Source organism: Trinickia fusca, from assembly GCF_003628145.1.
GTDB classification, from domain to species: Bacteria; Pseudomonadota; Gammaproteobacteria; order Burkholderiales; family Burkholderiaceae; genus Trinickia; species Trinickia fusca.
This window is the reverse complement of the sequence record NZ_RBZV01000013.1, coordinates 94,236-111,051: the sequence shown is the minus strand read 5'-3', so window position 1 is coordinate 111,051 and position 16,816 is coordinate 94,236. Positions and strand designations below refer to the sequence as shown.

At 65.4% G+C, this 16,816-nt stretch carries 17 protein-coding genes; 9 read left to right on the top strand and 8 right to left on the bottom strand.

Annotation, left to right across the window (positions count from 1 at the left end):
• Positions 1-9: 9 nt before the first annotated feature.
• From flgE to flgL, 9 genes are all read left to right on the top strand, one after another.
• Positions 10-1,278: a flagellar hook protein FlgE gene (gene flgE / locus D7S89_RS22965; protein ID WP_121281174.1), complete on the top strand. Its 1,269-nt coding sequence runs from the start codon at positions 10-12 to the stop codon at positions 1,276-1,278.
• 43 nt (positions 1,279-1,321) lie between these two features.
• Positions 1,322-2,080 (top strand): flagellar basal-body rod protein FlgF, encoded by a 759-nt coding sequence (gene flgF, locus D7S89_RS22960; protein WP_121281173.1) that lies wholly within the window; start codon positions 1,322-1,324, stop codon positions 2,078-2,080.
• Positions 2,081-2,129: 49 nt separating this feature from the next.
• Positions 2,130-2,918, top strand: a complete 789-nt coding sequence (gene flgG, locus D7S89_RS22955) for a flagellar basal-body rod protein FlgG (protein ID WP_121281172.1) — start codon at positions 2,130-2,132, stop codon at positions 2,916-2,918.
• Positions 2,919-2,955: 37 nt separating this feature from the next.
• The gene (locus D7S89_RS22950) at positions 2,956-3,681 is read left to right on the top strand and encodes a flagellar basal body L-ring protein FlgH (RefSeq protein WP_121281171.1); all 726 of its coding nucleotides are present in this window, start codon (positions 2,956-2,958) and stop codon (positions 3,679-3,681) included.
• A gap of 62 nt (positions 3,682-3,743) precedes the next feature.
• A complete protein-coding gene (locus D7S89_RS22945) occupies positions 3,744-4,850 on the top strand; it encodes a flagellar basal body P-ring protein FlgI (protein ID WP_245983174.1) in 1,107 nt (368 codons plus the stop codon).
• Between the two features lie 46 nt (positions 4,851-4,896).
• On the top strand, positions 4,897-5,904 hold the full coding sequence (flgJ, locus tag D7S89_RS22940) for a flagellar assembly peptidoglycan hydrolase FlgJ (RefSeq protein ID WP_121281170.1): 1,008 nt from the start codon (positions 4,897-4,899) through the stop codon (positions 5,902-5,904).
• Positions 5,905-6,307: 403 nt separating this feature from the next.
• Positions 6,308-7,063, top strand: coding sequence for a flagellar brake protein (locus D7S89_RS22935; RefSeq protein ID WP_121281169.1), 756 nt, complete (start codon positions 6,308-6,310; stop codon positions 7,061-7,063).
• 131 nt (positions 7,064-7,194) lie between these two features.
• On the top strand, positions 7,195-9,141 hold the full coding sequence (gene flgK, locus D7S89_RS22930; RefSeq protein WP_121281168.1) for a flagellar hook-associated protein FlgK: 1,947 nt from the start codon (positions 7,195-7,197) through the stop codon (positions 9,139-9,141).
• 11 nt (positions 9,142-9,152) lie between these two features.
• Complete coding sequence (gene flgL, locus D7S89_RS22925; RefSeq protein WP_121281167.1) at positions 9,153-10,391, top strand: flagellar hook-associated protein FlgL; 1,239 nt, start codon at positions 9,153-9,155, stop codon at positions 10,389-10,391.
• A gap of 125 nt (positions 10,392-10,516) precedes the next feature.
• On the opposite strand, the gene fliR is transcribed toward flgL, so the two are convergent.
• The 8 genes from fliR to D7S89_RS22885 form a co-directional block, all read right to left on the bottom strand.
• Positions 10,517-11,299 (bottom strand): flagellar biosynthetic protein FliR, encoded by a 783-nt coding sequence (fliR, locus tag D7S89_RS22920; RefSeq protein ID WP_121281166.1) that lies wholly within the window; start codon positions 11,297-11,299, stop codon positions 10,517-10,519.
• Positions 11,300-11,321: 22 nt separating this feature from the next.
• Positions 11,322-11,591, bottom strand: a complete 270-nt coding sequence (gene fliQ / locus D7S89_RS22915; RefSeq protein WP_121281165.1) for a flagellar biosynthesis protein FliQ — start codon at positions 11,589-11,591, stop codon at positions 11,322-11,324.
• Between the two features lie 17 nt (positions 11,592-11,608).
• Positions 11,609-12,310, bottom strand: a complete 702-nt coding sequence (gene fliP / locus D7S89_RS22910; RefSeq protein WP_425470889.1) for a flagellar type III secretion system pore protein FliP — start codon at positions 12,308-12,310, stop codon at positions 11,609-11,611.
• Between the two features lie 81 nt (positions 12,311-12,391).
• Entirely contained in the window at positions 12,392-12,958 is a 567-nt protein-coding gene (gene fliO / locus D7S89_RS22905; protein ID WP_121281163.1) for a flagellar biosynthetic protein FliO, read from the bottom strand.
• Complete coding sequence (gene fliN / locus D7S89_RS22900; RefSeq protein ID WP_121281162.1) at positions 12,955-13,431, bottom strand: flagellar motor switch protein FliN; 477 nt, start codon at positions 13,429-13,431, stop codon at positions 12,955-12,957. The genes fliO and fliN overlap by 4 nt, the downstream gene beginning before the upstream one ends.
• Positions 13,424-14,422: a flagellar motor switch protein FliM gene (gene fliM, locus D7S89_RS22895; protein ID WP_121281161.1), complete on the bottom strand. Its 999-nt coding sequence runs from the start codon at positions 14,420-14,422 to the stop codon at positions 13,424-13,426. Before fliM ends, fliN begins: the two co-directional genes overlap by 8 nt.
• A gap of 91 nt (positions 14,423-14,513) precedes the next feature.
• On the bottom strand, positions 14,514-15,008 hold the full coding sequence (gene fliL / locus D7S89_RS22890) for a flagellar basal body-associated protein FliL (protein WP_121281160.1): 495 nt from the start codon (positions 15,006-15,008) through the stop codon (positions 14,514-14,516).
• Between the two features lie 284 nt (positions 15,009-15,292).
• Positions 15,293-16,804 (bottom strand): flagellar hook-length control protein FliK, encoded by a 1,512-nt coding sequence (locus D7S89_RS22885; RefSeq protein WP_121281159.1) that lies wholly within the window; start codon positions 16,802-16,804, stop codon positions 15,293-15,295.
• Positions 16,805-16,816: the final 12 nt, after the last annotated feature.

The window sequence follows — 16,816 nt, the reverse complement described above, 5'->3', positions numbered from 1 at the left end:
GAGACCGAAATGGGCTACCAACAAGGTTTGAGCGGTCTGGCCGCATCGTCGAACGATCTCGACGTGATCGGCAACAACATCGCGAACGCGAACACGGTCGGCTTCAAGCAAAGCCAGGCTCAGTTCGCCGACGTCTACGCGAACACGATCGCGACCTCGGTCAACGATCAGATCGGTATCGGCACGCAGCTCGCCAACGTGCAGCAGAATTTCTCGCAAGGCACGATCACGACGACGGGCCAGGCCCTGAACGTCGCGATCAACGGCACGGGCTTTTTCCAGATGTCGAACAACGGCTCGCTGACGTACTCGCGCAACGGCGTGTTCCAGCTCGACAAGAACGGCTTCATCACGAACGCGCAAGGGCTGAAGCTGATGGGCTACACGGCCAGCGCCGGTGGTGTCGTCAACACGGCCCAGACGGTGCCGATCCAGGTGCCGACGACGAACATCCCGCCCGTCACGACGCAAAACATCGTCGCGCAGATGAACCTGAACGCGCAGGATACGGTGCCGACCGTCGCGCCGTTCTCGGCCACCAACAACCTGACTTACAACTACCAGACCTCGATCCAGGTGTTCGACAGCCTCGGCGGCTCGCAGCAAGTGAACATGTACTTCGCGAAGGCCGGGGCGAACCAGTGGAACGTGTACGCCGGCACGTCGACGGGCACGATCAACCAGGTTGGTCAGGTCAACTTCAGCACGTCGGGTGCGCTCGTCGCGCCGACCACGCCGATGCCGGCGCCTGTGCCGCCGTCGACGACTCCGCAGACCACGAGCCCCTCCACGGGCGAGCTCACGTTCACGATCCCGAACACGGACGGCAGCGCGACGCCGCAGTCGATCACGCTGAACCTGAACGGCTCGACGCAATTCGGCAGCAAGGACGGCGTGACGAACCTGACGCAGGACGGCTTCGCGTCGGGCCAATTGACGAACTTCTCGATCGGCGCGGACGGTACGCTCACGGGCAACTACTCGAACGGCCAATCGCAAGCGCTGGGCCAGATCGTGCTCGCGAACTTCAACAACCCGAACGGTCTGCAAGACCTCGGCGGCAACGAGTATCAGCAGACGGCGGCCTCGGGCGTGCCGCAGATCTCGGCGCCGGGCAGCACGAACCACGGCACGCTGACGGGCGGCGCGGTCGAGCAGTCGAACGTCGACCTGACGAGCCAGCTCGTGAACCTGATCACCGCGCAGCGCAACTATCAAGCCAACGCGCAGACGATCAAGACGCAGCAGACCGTCGACCAGACGCTGATCAATCTGTAAGCGTCGGCGAGCCGACACGACGAGACTTCGAGACTAGCGAGTCATGGACCGACTGATCTATACCGCGATGACGGGCGCCGCGCAGGCGCTCGAGCAACAGGCCGTCGTCGCCAACAACTTGGCGAACGCGTCGACGACGGGCTTTCGTGCCCAGCTGGCGACGTTCCGCTCGGCGCCGATGGGTTTCGGCGATGGCACGACGATCAACAACGACACGACGCGCACGTTCGTGTTGTCGTCGACCCCGCGGGCAGACCTGACCCCCGGTCCGATCTCGCAGACGGGCAACCCGCTCGACGTCGCGATCCAGGGCCCGGGCTGGCTCAGCGTGCAGACGGCCGACGGCAACGAAGCGTATACGCGCGCCGGCAATCTGCACGTCGACGAGAACAGCCAGCTCGTGACCGCCACGAACCAACCGGTGCTCGGCAACGGCGGCCCGATCTCGGTGCCGCCCGGCGCCGAGGTGACGATCGGCAAGGACGGCACGGTTTCCGCGCTGACCCCCGGCGATCCGCCGACGGCCATCGTGGTGCTCGATCAATTGAAGCTCGTCAACCCCGAATCGAACACGATGGTGCGCGGTGACGACGGTCTGTTCCGGACCGCCGACGGCCAGCCGGCCGACGCCGACCAGACGGTCGCCGTCGCGTCGGGCGCGCTCGAGGGCAGCAACGTCAACTCGGTGGCCGCGATGGTGTCGATGATCACCAACGCGCGGCAATTCCAGATGCAGACGAAGCTGCTCGAAACCGCCAATCAGAACGAGCAGTCTGCCAACCAGCTGCTGCAGTTCAGCTGACCGGTTCGATCGACCGGCTCGCTATTTCAGGATCAGGAGAAGATTTACCGTGAATCGCTCACTTTATATTGCCGCCACCGGCATGAATGCGCAGCAGGCGCAGATGGACGTCATTTCGAACAACCTCGCGAACGTCAGCACGACGGGTTTCAAGGGCTCGCGCGCGGTGTTCCAGGACTTGATGTACCAGACGCTGCGCCAACCGGGCGCCAACTCGACGCAGCAAACCGAACTGCCCTCGGGCAGCCAGATCGGCACCGGCGTTCAGCAGATCGCGACCGAGCGCTTGTATACGCAAGGCGCCACGACGCAAACGGGCAACTCGAAGGACCTGGCGATCAACGGCAACGGCTTCCTCCAGGTGCAAATGCCCGATGGCACGACGGCCTACACGCGCGACGGCTCCCTCCAGACCAATGCGCAAGGTCAGCTCGTGACCTCGGGCGGCTACCAGATCATCCCGACGATCACGATTCCGCCCAACGCAACCGGGCTGACGATCGGCAGCGACGGCGCGGTCACCATCACGCAGGCAGGCACGTCGACGAGCACGACGATCGGCCAGTTGCAACTCGCGACGTTCATCAACCCGGCCGGTCTCGACTCGAAGGGCGAGAACCTGCTCGCCGAGACGGCTTCGTCGGGCGCGCCGAACGTGACGACGCCGGGCCTGAACGGCTCGGGCACGCTGATGCAGGGCTATATCGAAACCTCCAACGTGAACGTCGTGCAAGAGCTCGTCAACATGATCCAGACGCAGCGTGCATACGAAATCAACAGCAAGGCGGTCACGACCTCGGACCAGATGCTTCAGACCTTGAGCCAGATGCCGGTTTAAGGGCAGGTAGCAATTGAAAGACAGGCGGTAGACGAAGATGTCGCAATCGAGCCGAATCCCGTTTCGCGCGCGCACGCTGCGTGCAGCCCTCTCGCTGGTTTATGCGGGCGCTCTCGCGAGCACGCTCACGGGTACGCTCGTCGGTTGCGCGCAGATCGAGCATCGCGAGCCCATCACGCAGCAGCCGATGACGGCGGCGCCGCCGGTGCCGCCGCAGCTGCAGCCGCCGGGGTCGATCTACAACCCCGGCTACGCAGGCCATCCGTTGTTCGAGGACCAGCGTCCGCGCAATGTGGGCGACATCCTCACGGTCGTCATCGCCGAGAAGATCAACGCGACGAAGTCGTCGGCCGCCAGCGCGAGCCGCAACAGCAACATGACCAGCTCGGTACCGACGATCGGCTTCCTGCGCGGGCTGGTCAATCACTTCGACGTCAACGCCTCGGGCGCCAACGGGTTCAACGGCACGGGCGGTGCCAACGCGTCGAATACCTTCGACGGCACGATCACCGTGACGGTCACAAACGTGCTGCCGAACGGCAACCTCGTCGTCAGCGGCGAGAAGCAGATGCTGATCAACCAGGGCAACGAGTTCGTGCGCCTGTCCGGCGTCGTCAATCCGAACACGGTGTCGGGCGAAAACACGGTCTTGTCGACGCAGATCGCCGACGCGCGCATCGAATACTCGGCCAAGGGCTACATCAACGAGGCCGAGACGATGGGCTGGCTGCAACGCTTCTTCCTCAACCTCGCGCCGTGGTGATCATGCACAACGCTTTTCTTATGCGCACGGGCGCCGTGCTTCGCCGCACGCTCACGCTCGTCATGGTGCCGGCCCTGTTGGCCTGTGCCGGCGCGGCGCATGCCGAGCGCCTCAAGGACCTCGTCCAGATCCAGGGCGTGCGCGACAACCCGCTGATCGGCTATGGGCTCGTCGTCGGTCTCGACGGCACGGGTGACCAGACGATGCAGACGCCGTTCACGACGCAGACGCTCCAGAACATGCTCGCGAACCTCGGCATCTCGCTGAACAACGGGCAAGCCAGCGGCGGCTCGTCGGCCAGCAACATGCAGCTCAAGAACGTCGCGGCCGTCATGGTCACGGCAACGCTGCCGCCGTTCGCCCGGCCCGGTGAGGCGATCGACGTGACGGTGTCCTCCCTCGGCAACGCCAAGAGCCTGCGCGGCGGCACGCTCCTGATGACGCCGCTCAAGGGCGCCGACGGTCAGGTCTACGCGCTTTCCCAGGGCAACATCGCCGTGGGCGGCGCTGGGGCCAGCGCCAACGGCAGCAAGGTACAGATCAACCAGCTCGCCGCGGGCCGCATCACGGGCGGCGCCATCATCGAACGCGCGGTGCCCACGCAAGTGGCGCAGGCGGGCGGCGTGATGCAGATGGAGCTGAACGACATGGACTACGACACGACGCAGCGCATCGTGGCGGCGGTCAACAACGCGTTCGGCAGCGGCACGGCCACGCCGCTCGACGGCCGCACGATCCAGGTGCACGCGCCGGCCGATCCCGGCCAGCAGGTCGCGTTCATGGCGCAGCTCGAGAACCTCGACGTCCGTCCGGCGCAGGCTGCCGCGAAGGTGATCCTGAACGCGCGTACCGGGTCGATCGTGATGAACCAGATGGTGACGCTGCAAAGTTGCGCGGTCGCGCACGGGAATCTGTCGGTGGTCGTCAACACGCAGACCGTCGTCAGCCAGCCCAATGCCTTCTCGAACGGCTCAACCGTCGCGACGCCGCAGTCGCAGATCCAGCTGAAGCAGGACAACGGTGCGCTCAAGCTCGTGACGGCTGGGGCCAACCTGGCCGAGGTCGTGAAGGCGCTCAACGCGCTCGGGGCGACACCGGCCGATCTGATGTCGATCTTGCAGGCGATGAAGGCGGCCGGCGCGCTGCGCGCGGACCTCGAGATCATTTAAACGCCCGTCCTCATCGTCAACGTGAGCAGGGCTTGGGAGCAAACCGATGAACAACGCGAACGCACCTACCAACGCAGGCACCGGCGTCGACCTGTCGCAGCGCTTTGCGCTCGACATGTCGGGCTTCGACGCGTTGCGCGCGCAAGCGGGCACGGCACCGCAGCAGAACCTGAAGGTGGTCGCGCAGCAGTTCGACGCGGTGTTCATGCAGATGATGCTCAAGAGCATGCGCGATGCGACCCCGCAAGACGGCCCGCTCGATTCGCGTGACGGCACGCAGTTCACGTCGATGCTCGACCAGCAGCTCGCGCAACAGATGTCGTCCAAGGGCATCGGCGTGGCCAACGCCCTGATTACGCAGCTTTCGCGCAATGCGGGCCTCGCCGGCGGCGGGGCGGCCGGCTCGGCGGGTGGGGCGGCAGGTTTGACGGGCATGCTCGGCGCCGCGAATGGCGGGGCGAACAACGCCGGCAACACGGCCATGATGAACGCCTTGGCGCACGCTTATGCGAACGCCAACGCGAACGGCTCGCTCGCGTCGAGCAAGGGCTACACGGCGCAAAGCGCGCTGACTCCGCCCACGCGCGGCAACGGCGGCTCGGCGAAGGTCGACGCGTTCGTCGAAAAAATGGCCGCGCCGGCCCAGGCCGCGAGCGAGGCGACGGGTATCCCGGCGCGCTTCATCATCGGCCAGGCCGCGCTCGAGACGGGCTGGGGCAAAGGCGAGATCAAACACGCGAATGGCGCGACGAGCCATAACGTATTCGGCATCAAGGCGACCAAGGACTGGACCGGCAAGACGGTCTCGACCGTCACGACCGAATACGTGAATGGCCAGCCACACAAGGTCGTCGAGAAGTTCCGCGCCTACGACTCGTATGCCGAGGCGATGACCGACTACGCGAGCATGCTGAAGAACAACCCGCGTTACGCATCGGTGATCAACACGTCGCGCGACGCGGCGAGCTTTGCTCATGGCATGCAGCGCGCCGGCTATGCGACCGATCCGCATTACGCGAAGAAACTGATTTCGATCATGCAGCAAATGGTTTGATGCTTCGATGATTTGCCGGAAAATATCGAACGCGCAAACGTTAAAAATCGATTTTTCAGCGCCTCGACTTTTCTTTCAAATCACCAGTTTGCGTCTTTCGATTGAGATCGGCGCGCCGGATATTTTCATCCCTGCGCCAATTTAGAAGTACCCCTCCTATTTTGCGAAGTGGCATCGGCAGCGCCGCGCCACACGACGCAAACGACGCTACGACGGGCCTTAGCGGCAAACAACGGCTTGCCCGTCCCCTTGGCACGTCCAAAAAAATTTCGCGCTTACCTCTAAACTTTGCAGGTTTGTTGCCGCTAATCAGACTGTCCCAGTCCGGATCGAAAAAACGCGATCCGGACGCATGTGCGTCGGTGCCCTCTAGGCGCGACGCAACCACGCATACGCCAAGTCCATGGATACCAATCAGTCGAATGGCCCGACGGAGGATACAGCCGCACTCAACAGCGATTTCGGTCGACGCAATCCGCTCGAAGTCGGCGTTCAGCTGCGTAATTTGGCCAATCGCGGCGATTTCCTGACCATTCAATACCAGAACGGTCAGCTCGTGACGCGCATTCTCGATGTCGACGTGCGAGGTCGTACGTTCGTGTTCGACTGGGGCGCGCTGGCCGAGCAGAACAAGGGGGTGCTGTCCGCGCCCAACTGCACGTTCCGTGCGTCGCCGGACGGCGTGCGCCTCGAGTTCTCGACCGTCACGCCCACCGAGACGCGCTTCGAAGGCATGCCGGCGTTCGAAGCGCCGTTCCCCGACGTGCTGTACTACGTTCAGCGGCGCGAGTATTTCCGTGTCGATGCCCCCGTGCTCGACCCGTATTACTGCCGCGGCCGGCTGCCCGAAGGCGACGCGTTCCGCTTCGAAGTGCACGACCTGTCGCTGGGCGGCATCGGCGTGCGTACGACCGACGAGCGCGTGGCCAACCTGCCGATGGGGGCGACGCTGCACGACGTCGAGGTGCATCTGGCCGGCCATGGCATGCTGTCGCTCGATCTGGAGCTCGTGTCGATGCGGGCGACCGACCTGCCGAACGGCGGCCGGCGCTTCCAGCTCGGCATGCGCTTCGTTTCATTGCCTGGCAGCGCCGAGAACACACTGCAACGCCTGATCACGCAACTCGAGATGCGGCGCCGCTCGCTCGTGCGGGCGTAAGGCAGGCTTCGGGTTGGCGCGCGCGACCGACATTGCGCGCCAACCCTTAACTTTTTCCGCGCTCGAGCCGATATACATGTGTTCCCTCAACGCGGCGGCGGCTCTTGCCCTTCGCCCCTTCAGGAAGACGCATGTCCAACAACATCTTCAACATCGGCCTGTCCGGGCTTAGCGCCGCCCAGTGGGGCTTGACGACGGCTAGCCAGAACATCAGCAATGCGTCGACGCCGGGCTACACGGTAGAAAACCCCGTCTATTCGGAATCGAGCGGGCAATACACGGGCTCGGGTTACCTCGGCGGCGGCGTGACGACGGCCACCATCCAGCGCAATTACAGCCAATACCTGTCGACCCAGCTCAACAACGCGCAGTCGACGAACAGCGCGCTGACGGCCAACTACAACATGGCCTCGCAGCTGAACAACCTCGTCGGCAGCCCGACCGCCGGTATCTCGGCGGCGATCACTTCGTACTTCACCGGCTTGCAGAGCATCGCGAACGCGCCGTCCAACGTCGCCACGCGCCAAAGCGCGATCAGCGCAGCACAATCGCTCGCGACGCAGATCAACGCGGCCGGCGCACAGTACGATCAGATGCGTCAGAGCGTGAACCAGCAGCTGACCGCGACCGTCAACCAGATCAACGGCTACTCCACGCAGATCGCACAGCTGAACAGCCAGATCGCCGCCGCCAGCGCGCAAGGCCAGCCGCCGAACCAGCTGCTCGACCAGCGCGATCAGGCCGTCGCGAACCTCGCGCAGGACGTCGGCGTATCCGTCGTGCAGAACTCGAGCGGCTATAGCGTATTCCTCGGTAACGGACAGCCGCTCGTCGTCGCCAACGCGAGCTTCAACCTCGGCACCTCGAACTCGCCGACCGATCCCAGCGAACTGGCCGTGACCTATAACGGCATGGCGGGCGCGAAGCCGGCACCGGCACCGCAGGTCATGGCGAGCAGCGCGCTGACGGGCGGCACGCTGGGCGGCCTGCTCGCGTTCCGCAGCCAGACCCTCGATCCGGCCGAGTCGCAGCTCGGCGCGATCGCCACGAGCTTCGCCGCGCAGGTCAATTCGCAGAATGCGCTGGGCCTCGATCTGTCGGGCAACCCGGGCGCCAATCTGTTCACGGCCGGCACGCCGACCGTCTATGCGAACGCCAACAACACGAGCGCCGCGACGATGACGGTCGGGTTCGCGAACGCGGCGCAGCCGACCTCGGACGACTACGCACTGTCGTTCGACGGCACGAACTACACGCTGACCGACACGACGAGCGGTGCTGTCATCGGCTCGACGACGACCGCGCCGGCCGGCGCGACGATGGGCGGCCTCGTGCTGAACGTGGCGGGCGCGATGAATGCCGGCGATTCGTTCACGATCCAGCCCACGCGCGGTGCGCTCAACGGGTTCGGCCTCTCGACCACCAATCCGTCGGCGATCGCGGCGTCTTCGCCTGTCCTGGTGTCGGTGCCGACCACGAACACGGGCACGGCTACGGTCACGCAAGGCGTGGTCACGGCCGGCTACTCGATCGGGGGCACGACGACGCTGACCTACAACTCGGGCGCCAATACGCTGACCGGCTTTCCGGCGGGTTCGATGGTGTCCGTCAACGGTGCGGCGCCCGCAGCGCCGCCGGCCACGTACACGCCCGGCGCGACCTACACGGTCACCGGCGGTACCCTGAAGAACGTGAGCTTCACGGTCAGCGGCGCGCCGGCCAACGGCGATACGTTCACGATCGCGCCGAATACGGGTACCAACGACGGCCGTAACGCGCTGGCGATCTCCAAGCTCGTGACGAACACGTCGCTGGCGAACGGCACGTCCACGCTGACGGGCGCCTACGCAAGCTACGTGAACACGGTCGGCAATGCGGCGAGCCAGCTGAAGTCGGCACAGACCGCACAGTCGGCACTCGTCACGCAGATCACGTCCGCACAGCAATCGGTGTCGGGTGTGAACCTCGATCAAGAAGCGTCGAACCTGTTGCAGTATCAGCAGCTCTATCAGGCGAACAGCAAGGTGATTCAGACCGCTCAATCGATGTTCCAGACCCTCATGGGCATCTTCCAATAAGGGGCCAGGCGATGCGTATCTCGACTTCGCAGTTCTACAACCAGAACGTCCAGACGATGGGCAATCAGGAGAGCCAGCTCAATCAGCTGTATCAGCAGCTCTCGAGCGGGCAAGCCCTGACGACGCCCGGCGACAACCCGCTGGCCGCCGCACAGGCCGTGCAGCTGACGATGAGCACGGCTACGCTGACGCAGTACACGGCGAACCAGAATTCCGCTCTGTCGTCGCTTCAGCTCGAAGACAAGACGATCGGAACCGTGGCGAACGTGATGACGACGATCAGCTCGCTGCTGACGCAGGCCGGCGACGGCACGCTGAGCGACGCGAACCGTGCCTCGATCGCGCAGTCCCTCCAGGGTTATCGCAGCCAGCTGCTGACGCTCGCGAACACCAGCGACGGCGCCGGCAACTACATTTTCTCGGGCTTTCAGACGACCACGCAGCCGTTCGTCAACGTGACGGGCGGCGGCGTCAACTATCTGGGCGACAACGGCCAGCGCCTGGCTCAGGTCGCCGACACGCGCCAGATCACGACCAACGACAGCGGCGCGAGCGTGTTCATGACGGTTCCGTCGATCGGTACGAGCCCGGTTTCGGCTGGCGCCGCGACGAACACGGGCACGGGGACGATCGGTCGTGCGACGATCACGAACCCGGCCGTGGCGACCAACAGCCACAACTACACGGTCACGATCGGCGGCACCGCCGCAGCGCCGACGTATACGGTGACCGACAACACCGTCGCGCCGCCCACGACGACGCCGCCCGCCGCGTTTTCGTCGGCTTCGCCGATCGCGCTGGGCGCCGGCATGAGCGCGACGATCTCGGGTGCGCCGAACCCTGGCGACACGTTCTCGGTGACGCCGTCGACGACGCCCGCCAACAGCAGCTTGTTCTCGACCCTCGACTCGATCATCTCGGCGCTGAACACGCCGGCCGACGGCAACCCGGCCGCTAAAGCGACGCTCCAGAACGCGCTGACGACGGGCACGTCGCGCTTCCAGAATTCGCTGACGAACATCACCGTCGTGCAGGCGTCGGTGGGCGGCCGCGAGCAGGAGCTGCAAGCGCTGCAAACGACGACGAACAACAACTCGCTGCAAGCGCAGAACAACCTGTCGAACCTCACGAGCGTCGACATGGTGTCGACGATCAGCCAGTTCGAACTGACGCAGAACGCACTTCAAGCGGCCCAGAAGAGCTTCGTGCAGATTCAGAGCATGTCGCTGTTCCAGTACATCAGCAGCTGACGGGGACGAGTCGCGCAGCAGGTGCGCGACGCTCGGCCGGCGATCGGTTCAGACCGATCGCCGGCCGTTTTCTTTTGATCGGCGGGAAAGCGAAGCAGGGGGGAGCGCGAAGCCGTGCGATGGCTTCAATGCAAGGCAGTCGCCACGCGCCCCATCTGATCGATACCCATATCGAACAAGCGGGCGAAAAACGGAATCATGTTCGGCAGCATCAGCTGAATGAGCAGCAGGCCCACGAGCAGCGTGACCGAAAAGCCGATCTGAAAGACGCCGATCTGCGGCGCTGCGCGGTTCAGGATGCCGAGTGAGAGGTTCGCGATCAACAGCGCGATGACGACGGGCAGTGCAAGCAGCAGCCCCGCCGAGAAGATAGCGTTGCCCCAGAGGACGAGCGTCCTGAAACCCGTTGCACCAAGCAGGCCCGCACCGATCGGCACCGACTGGAACGACGCGACCAGCGCCGAGACCATTTGCAGATGCCCGTCGAACGCGAGAAACGCGAGGATTGCGATGGCGTTCAGGTAGCGCGCGAGCACTTCGGCCGAGGTGTTCGAACCCGGGTCGAAGAACGTGGCGAAGCCGAGCCCCATTTGCAGGCCGACGAGCGCGCCCGTCATTTCGATGGCCGCAAACACGAGCTGCATCGTGAGGCCGAGCGCCGCGCCGATCAGGAACTGATTGACCATGATCCAGACGCCCGCGGACGAAAACACGGTCACTTGCGGTAGCGGTCCGAGTGTCGGCGCGACGATGAGCGTCACGAACGCGGCAAGCGCGATCTTCACCCGTGCCGGAATCGCCGTATGACCGACGATGGGCCCCGTCGCGACGAGCGCCGCGATGCGCACGAACGGCCACAGAAAGGCTGTGAGCCAGGCGTTCAGCTGCGCGTAGGTGACAGTGAACATCGCGTGAGAGGTTCGCCGGACGCTATCCGGCCATCGACGGGATGCTCGTCAGCATCTGCCGCATGTAGTCGAGCACGATCGAGAGCATCCACGGCCCCGCGATCACGAGCGTGATCGTCACGGCCATCAGCTTGGGGATGAACGAGAGCGTCGCTTCGTTGATCTGCGTGGCGGCCTGGAAGAAGCTCACGAGCAGGCCGACGGCGAGCGATACGAGCAGCGGCGGCGCGGTCAGCAGCAGGGCGACGTACATCGCGCGATGCGCGAGCGTAAGGACGGATTCGGGCGTCATGGCGAGCGGTTCCTCGATCAGGCGAAGCTCTGCGCAAGCGAGCCGATCAGCAGCTGCCATCCGTCCACGAGCACGAACAGCATCAGTTTGAACGGTAGCGCGATGGTGACCGGCGAGACCATCATCATCCCCATCGACATCAGCACGCTTGCGACGACCATGTCGATGATGAGGAACGGGATGAAGATCGTGAAGCCGATCTGGAAGGCCGTCTTCAGTTCGCTCGTCACGAACGCGGGGACGAGCAGCGACAGCGGCACGTCCTCAGGGCCTTGCATGGCCGGCGCGTGCGAGATCTTCGCGAACAGGGCGAGGTCGGCCTCGCGCGTCTGGCGCAGCATGAACGTCTTGAACGGCGCCACGCCCCGCTGCACGGCCGTCTCCATCGGAATCGTGCCTTCGGAGAACGGCTTGTAGCCGTCAGTGTAGGCTTTGTCGAGCACCGGCGACATCACGAACATCGTGAGGAACAGCGCAAGGCCGACGAGGACCTGATTGGGGGGCGTCGTCGTGGTGCCCATCGCCTGGCGCAGCAGCGACAGCACGATGATGATGCGCGTGAAGCTCGTCATCATCAGCACCATCGCCGGCAGGAACGACAGCATCGTGAGCAGCAGCATCGTCTGCACGCTCAACGAGTAGGTCGTGCCGCCGTTCGGGCCGGGGCTCGTGTTGAAAGCGGGCAGCCCCGCCGCTTGCGCGAACGAGAGCGACGGCATCAAGGCGAGGACGACGAGCGGCAGCGCGGGTGCCGCGGCTCGCGCAAGACGCGCAATCCGCAGGTGGGAGCACAACGACATTTACTTGCCTCCGCCGGAGGGACGGGAAAAGCGCTTCTTCGCTTCGCCCGCGAGGGCGGCGCGAAAGCGCGTGCCGAACGTGCCGGGCGGCAATGCCGAGGCGTCCGGATCGGAAGATTGCCCGGGGCCGCCGTGGCTAGAGCCGGAGTGGCCGGTTGAGCCGGCCGGCAGGGTGTGGAGCAGGCGCACATTGCCGGGCGCGGCGCCGAGCACGAGCCACGTGTCGCCCACTTCGACGACGGCCACGCGTTCCTTGCCGCCCAACGACACACCGCCGATCGTGCGCACGAGGCCGCCGCGCGCGCCCGGCTGCAGGCCGAAGCGGCGCGCGAGCCAAGCGCATGCGAACACGAGTGCGACGACGACGGCCAGACCAACCAGGGTCTGCAGTACCGCGCCCACGCCGAGCGACGGAGCGGCCGTGCCGGCGCCGACGCCGGAGGCGATGCTGGCGGCATGGTTCACCGCGTTCATGTCGGCCGCTTGCGCGGTAAAGGGCGCGCTTGCCAGCATCGCCGCAGCCTGGACTGCGAGCGTGGCCGGCAGGCGGCGCGCTGCCGTGTTCATCGATTGAGCTTCCGGATGCGTTCGGACGGCGTGATGATGTCGGTGAGCCGGATGCCGAACTTGTCGTTGACGACGACGACTTCGCCCTGCGCGATCAGACAGCCGTTGACGAGCACGTCCATCGGTTCGCCGGCGAGGCCGTCGAGCTCGACCACCGAGCCCTGCGCGAGTTGCAGCAGGTTGCGGATGGCGATCTTCGTGCGGCCCAGCTCCACCGTCATTTGGACGGGGATGTCGAGGATCATGTCGATGTCGTTGCGCGTGGTCGTCGGCTCGACTTTCGACAGTGGCTGGAACACGCCAGCCGCGGCGGTGGGCGCCGTGTTCGTATTTTGCTCGGCCAGCGCGCTCGCCCAATCGTCGAGACTCGTCTCATCGCTGGCGGCCACCGCTGCCTTCGCGGGCGTCGCCATGGCGGCCATTTCCGCCGCGAACTCGGCGTTCTCGTCCGGCGTCGCGTTCAGGTCACTCATATCCACCTTCCTTCACTGTTTCGGCCGCGCTGATCATCTTCTGCACGCGCAGCGCGTATTGACCATTGAAAATTCCGTAGCCGCATTCCATGACCGGCACGCCGTCCACCTTCGCGACGATCGACTCGTCGATGTTGATCGGCAGCACATCGTTCACGCGCATATTCAGGATCTCCTCGAACGTCGTCGGGATCTGCGCGAGATCGGCCGTCAGCTCGACCTCGGCCGACTGCACCTGCTGCGACAGCACGCGCACCCAGCGGCGGTCGACTTCGAGCGCTTCACCCTGGATCGGAGAGGACAGCACGTCGCGGATCGGCTCGATCATCGAGTACGGCATGCAGATGTGCAGCGTGCCGCCGGTCGGGCCGAATTCGATCGAGAACTGCGTGACGATGACGATTTCGTTCGGCGTCGCGACGTTCGCGAACTGCGTGTGCATCTCCGAGCGCACGAATTCGAACTGCAGCGGGCGCACGCTTTTCCACGCCGTCGTGTAGTGCTCGAACACGAGGTTCAGCAGCTTGCCGATGATGCGCTGCTCGGTGGCCGTGAAGTCGCGCCCTTCGACGCGCGTGTGGAAGCGGCCGTCACCGCCGAACAGGTTGTCGACGACGAAGAACACGAGGTTCGGGTCGAACACGAACAGCGACGTGCCGCGCAGCGGCTTCACGTGCACGAGGTTCAGGTTCGTCGGGATCGGCAGGTTACGCGTGAACTCGCTGTACTTCTGTACCTTCACCGGCCCGACCGAGATCTCGGCCGTGCGGCGCATGAAGTTGAAGATGCCGATGCGCAGAAGACGCGCAAAACGTTCGTTGATGATTTCGAGGCCGGGCATGCGGCCGCGAACGATGCGCTCTTGCGTGGCGATGTTGTACGGGCGAACGCCCGCTTTGTCGCCATGCTCGGCGTCGCCATCGGATTCGCCGGTTACGCCCTTGAGGAGTGCATCGACTTCCTCTTGGGACATGAACTCTTCGTGGCCCATTCCTTTCCTCGTCCCTGAGTTTTCGGTTGGTAAGAAGCGGCTGTGGATCGGTCAAGTGCGAGCCCGGCCGCTGGTGCGCCTGGGCTGCTCGCTACTGGACCACGAATTCGGTAAAGAGGACCTTTTCGACGCGCACGGGCGGCGTGCCGGCATCGGTCGGCTGCTCGATCAGCGCTTCCAGTTCGTCCGCGAGCTTGCGCTTGCCGTCGAGCGTCGAGAGGTCTTCGGGATGCTTGTTCGACAGCGCGAGCAGGATACGGCTGCGGATCTCGGGCATGTGCTGCGTGAGGTGCTCCTGCATCTTCTCGTCGGCGAGCTTCAGCGACAGGCCGACGCGCAGATAGTGCTGGCCGTCGTCGGACAGCAGGTTCACGGTCATCGGCTCCAGCGCGAAGAACACCGGCGGCGGAGGCGGCGGGGCGGCGACGGTCCGCGAGACGCCCGCTTTTTGCAGGAAGAAGTACATGCCCGCCGCCGCGGCGCCGGCTGCGGCGAGCGCGATCAGCACGATGATCAGGAGGCGTTTGATACCGCCCGACTTCGTCGGCGTGGCAGTGATTTGCTGGTTTACGGTCGTGGAGGCCATGACGTTGCGTTGCGTAAGTGCGGTAGGGTGAATTGTTCGCTAAAGCCGGCCTCGGCGATAAGCCGAAAAGAGGGGGGATTGCACGCCATCTCATGCGTTTGGGGCATCGCGGGCGGAACCTGGCCTGGTGAGCCGCGAACGCAGCGTCGCCGCGCACGTCACGGGCGGCGATGAAGGTCAGGCAAGGAGAATGGGCTGGCAAGCGCGCGCTGCGGCGCGGGCCGTGGAAGGCCTCGCGTCACAGCGCGCTGCGTGTAGGGCACTGGGTGCGGGATAGGCGACGTTCAGGCGAACGTATCGACGATGCCGACTGTGCGCCGCGGCGTGGCGATGTTCGTGGCGGACACCGCTTCGCCCACCTCGTCGCCCGACGAATTGCCGCGGTTCTTGCCGCCCCCCTGGCCGCCGCCGTTTTGCTGCTGATTGGCCTGGCGGGCGAAGCCGTCGCTGACGCTTGCGCTGCCCAGGCCGAGCCCGCCTGCTTCGAGCGCGTCGCGCAGCTTCGGCAGCGCGGCCTCGATCGCTTCGCGCACTTGTGGGTGTTGCGAGACGAACAGCGCGTGCGCGTGATTTTCGGCGACTTGCAGCACCACTTGCAGCGGGCCCAGATCGGGCGGATTGAGTGTGAGCTCGGCGCTCTGCTGATGCGCGCTCGACAGGAACACGACCTTCTGGCTCAGTGCGTCTTCCCAATCGGGCGTGCCGACTGGCGGCGCCAGCGAAGCAGCGGCGTTGGCGCCGGCGGCCTGCACGTTCGGCGTGCTCGCTTGGGTCGCGGCGTTGGCGGCGTTCGAGGCGGCTGCCGCTTGCGTGGCGGCGAGCGCCGCACGTGTGGCTTCGGCCGTATCTTTGAGCGCGGCAAAGCTGCCCGCGCTGTCGTTCGTCCCGGCCGCGCCCGCTGCCAGCGCCTGGGCCGCCTCGGCAGCCGTGCCGTCCTGCGCCGCAACGGCGCCTTGCGCTGCGGCTTTGCCGGCGTCGGCGGCATTGGCTGCCAGTGCGTTGCCGTTCTTGCCTTGGCCCGTCAGCGCGCTCAGCGTCTTGTAGGCGAGCGGCGGCGCGCCGATGCCGTTGCCGAGGTTGCCGGTGTTCACGTTCCCGGTGTTGCCGAGCGCAACCGTGCCGGAGGGGGAGGCCGCTGCGCCCGTTGCCGTCGCGCCCTGCATGCCCATCTGAGCCGCGAGGGCTGCCTCGAGCGCTGCGCGCACGGTCTTGGGTTCGGCCGTCGTCTTCTGGCCGGCGTCGGTGCCGTTGGCGGATGCCACGGACGTGGTGCCCGTTGTGGCGTTTGCAGCCGTCGTGTCGGCGCTCTGTTGCGTTTGAGCCTGTGCGGCAGCAGCCGCCGCCGCGGCCGCGGCCGCAGCGGCTTGAGTGGCCGGGGAATTCGGATCGTTCGCCGCGTTCTGGGCTTGATTGGCCTGCTGGTCGTTCGACGCGGTGCCCGAGGTCTTGCCGTTCGTGCCCGCTTGCGACGTCTGGCTCGTCTGCGTGCTGCCGTTCGAGGCGCTGTTCGATGAGCCGTTCGATGCATTCGACGAGGTGTCGCCGTTTGCGCCGGAACTGGCGTTGCTCGACGCGTCTTTGCCGCTGGCCGCTTGCGAGGCGTTGCTGTCGGCTGGCGCGCTGGGCGCCGGTCCGGCATTCTTGGCGGCCGGCGGTGCCGGCGGCTGATGCGCGTCGATGCTTTGCTGCAAGGTCTGCGCAAACGGCGTCGCAGCCGCCTGGCCCGCGCTCGAAGCGGGGCTCGCGGCACTGCTGCCGACGCCGGTAATGGCGCCGAGGAAGGACAAGGGCGACATAGCTATGCCTCT